The sequence below is a fragment of the Flavobacterium sp. genome (genome assembly GCF_043779715.1).
Taxonomy (GTDB): Bacteria; Bacteroidota; Bacteroidia; order Flavobacteriales; family Flavobacteriaceae; genus Flavobacterium.
In genome coordinates, this window is record NZ_JAYWDT010000165.1 from 1 (window position 1) to 3,286 (window position 3,286).

Below are 3,286 nucleotides of genomic sequence, written 5' to 3' on the forward strand. Positions count from 1 at the left end.
TCCTTAAAGGTAGAAACAATTTTTTCAGCGTGTCTGTGCGTTAAAGTCCAATTTTCTAAAGTATAATCGCTGTAAAAATCAAAAAGAGTAATGATGACAAATAGGTTTTTAGTTGCGGCTAAGTCTAATATTTTTTTGAGTTTATCTAATTTTTCTTGTTTGACATCAGCTTTACCAAAATCATCGTATTGAATAAAAATCCGGATAGTATTAAGCTTTGCATTTTTTATAATATCAAAATCTTTACCGATGGTATTTAGGTTAAAAGCATTTCCAAAGGTGTCCCAAGCTGAATTTTTCGGGTAGTAATTGATTCCTTTGACAGTGAAATCACTATTGTTTTTTGTGATTTTATCTCCTTTTATTTTAAACACAGGATGATATTTTACTGTATCTATAGGAAAGGTGTTTTTTTCTATTTTTTGCAAATGGCGCACCCGCCAAAAACCATCTTCTAAAAGCATCATTACTTTATACGATGCAGTGTCTTGAACTGCTGCAATGAGTTTTTTCTTTTGATATATTTTTTGATATTCAACTACATTTTGATCAGTAAAAACTACTAATTGGCCATCGGCACTGTAAAAGTCTAATTTTGGATTGTGTTTTAAGGTTGTGCTTTCAATATTGATTTCATGCTTTGCATTTTGTTTTATAGTATTGTATAAATTTTGACGTGTGTTTTGCGTATAATAATCTTCAATGCCAGTTTTTGTATTGTCTTGCAACGATTTATTTTTAACGTACCAAGAAAACAGATAATCTTTTTCGATTCTTTTTAAAGTAGTAAGCTCCATAACTCTTCCAGGATTTGTAACGCTTTCCCAAACAACTTTTGGTAAATAAGTATTAAAGGTTTCTTTCTCTAAATGTAACATAGAAGTTCTGTCAGCACCTGAATTTAAAAAATCAAGTACTTTACTAATACCCAAGAGTAACAATACATTTATAAAAATGAAGGATAAAATGAGAACTGCTCGGGTTATATTTCTATTGTTGATGAGGGTCATAGTATTTTGTTTCAGATTTTTGAGTAGTGCCTAAAGTAGTGATTTCAAATTGATACTTTTTTTCTTTATAAAAATCAAGTGGAAAATGAAATTTTGCAATTCCATTTGACGTGTCTTCTTGTAATGTCGCTACAACTTTGTTTTTATGAATGATTTTCACAGTAACTTTTATTCCATTAGGAACCAGTTGGTTCATAAAGCTTTTTAATGGACCTACAATAAGTGTTCTGTTTCCGTCATAAAAAGTATAATTGAATGTCGATAGGATAGGTTTGTATGCTATGTTTAAAGAGTTACTTTCTGCAATTCCGGTAATATATCCTTTTACAGTATAAAAATCGGGATGATCTGGATGCAATAATTGACCTGCAGCGATTCCTTTTATTGTGGTGCCAAAAGTCTTCAATATTGTGTTGTTTTGAGTCGTGATAATAAAAGACACCAAAGTTCCGTCACTCACTACATTGTCAAAATAGTCTTTAATTATCGACGTTGATAAAGTTGTTATCTGATTTCCATCTGCAAAGTCATGATTTCGAGTATAATTGATACTGAAATTAGTTGCTATATTGGGGTAGACTTCAGTTTCTATCTCTTTTGTGGCTATGTTTTTACATTCTGTTGATACTAAAATTTTACCGGATGGTCTGCTGGAAAATATGTTTTTCCAAGCAATGAAATCTTTGGTTTTTTCGGTATCAATTGTAATGTTGTTTAAAAATTGATTTTTTATTAAAACGGGAGTGTTTTTTATTACTGGATTGTCAAATCCGTCAGTCGGAACTGCAACCATCATCGTGAATTCTTTACCGCCTGCCAATATGCTAGGTGGTCCTAAATAATTTTCAATTTGAGTTTGCGTGTTTTTATTCGGAATGATTTCAAAAATGCCTTTTGCCACCGTTTCTTCATCAACAATTAAAAACCAAGATACTGTACCTGTTTTTTTAGAGTAAACTTCGGGAAGTATAAAGGATAATTTTCCGTATTTATAAGTTCCTTCTAGTAGCGTTTTTCCATAGGAATGAATAATATAAAGTTGGGGATTTGTGGTTTTAGATTCAGATGAAAATTGAATTTTTATCTCATTTCCTGCGACAAAATATTTAGTTTTTGTACTTAGAGTCAAAATTTCCTTTTGAGTTCTTTCCAATGAAGTTCCAAACGCCAAAAGAAGCACGACAGTTAATAAAAAACCGATGTAAATTGTTTTTCTCATTATCTTGGATTTCCAATATAATTGTTAATTTCTACTTTGATGAAATCATAACCTTTCCCTTTTGCTTTTTGTAGTTGTTCTTTTTCACTGTTATTATTTCTATTTGGGACAACATCTTTTGCAATTGATTCGTTAGATGATCCGTTTACAAAACAGTTTTTCAAAGAGGATTGTAAAAGTTTTATTTTACTTAAATCCAGTAATGAATAATCAAAATATTGTTTGCGTTGTACTCGTACTCCCGCTCGAACAAAGAAATGATCCACATAAATTAAATTTTTATCACGGTCAAAATACGAAACTAATAACTCTGGAATGGTCACTTCCTGTATTCCAAAATTAAATAAGGTTCCTTTTAGATGCTGATCGATTATTTCTAAATCGGATAATGCAACTTGTGAATATAAATCGGTTATAGCAACGTTTCCAGCACATTGAATATCAAATGCTACTGGAATGTTAGCAATTTCTAATGGAGTAAATTCATTGGGATTAAACGTAGTTGGTTTTGTATCGGTATTTTTTAACCAAGCAATATCTTCAAAGTTTACTTTGAAACTCGTAATTTCTTTTGGCATTAATTTGTGTTTTATCACATATTTAGCATTATGAGTAGCTAGTTTTTTATTGTTATTGTCATATAAAGTTGCTTTCAACGTAACATCTGCGGGAACATTATCTACGTTCTGTAATTCGCCAATAATAATATATTCTTTGTTAAGTTTGATGAGTTGTGCCGAAAGAATTTCAAGAACAGGTTGTTTCAAGACATCATCATGATAGGTCTGTTGGGTAGAAATTGCTCTTCGACCATGTTTGAAAAACCCGGTACCATTATTAGAGATAAACTGATCCGGCGGAATATCTAAATCAAGTTTTACGGGTGTAATAAACCACTTTCCATTTATTTTAGTCACGTTGTGAATGTATTCCTTAGCTATTATTTCCAGTGGGGTGACCCATTTTGTTTTGGCTACTATTTTGGCGTTATCTTTCGTTTGGTCTAAAACAGTAATATCAATGGCATCTAGTTTAGCATACGAATTTAATATCCCAT

Annotated in this window: 1 protein-coding gene and 2 pseudogenes; all 3 read right to left on the bottom strand. The window is 31.2% G+C overall.

What is annotated here, in order from left to right; all coding sequences use genetic code 11:
- Positions 1 to 1,010: pseudogene (locus ACH2BG_RS08060) on the bottom strand (glycosyl hydrolase family 5); the annotation flags it as partial.
- The gene (locus ACH2BG_RS08065) at positions 991 to 2,229 is read right to left on the bottom strand and encodes a hypothetical protein (protein WP_395047190.1); all 1,239 of its coding nucleotides are present in this window, start codon (positions 2,227 to 2,229) and stop codon (positions 991 to 993) included. The pseudogene ACH2BG_RS08060 and the gene ACH2BG_RS08065, both read right to left, overlap by 20 nt.
- Positions 2,229 to 3,286: pseudogene (locus ACH2BG_RS08070) on the bottom strand (hypothetical protein); the annotation flags it as partial. The gene ACH2BG_RS08065 and the pseudogene ACH2BG_RS08070, both read right to left, overlap by 1 nt.

Bases quoted from the DNA above. Each gene is read 5' to 3' on its own strand.
- ACH2BG_RS08065 (WP_395047190.1), bottom strand. From the start codon at position 2,229: ATGAGAAAAACAATTTACATCGGTTTTTTATTAACTGTCGTGCTTCTT.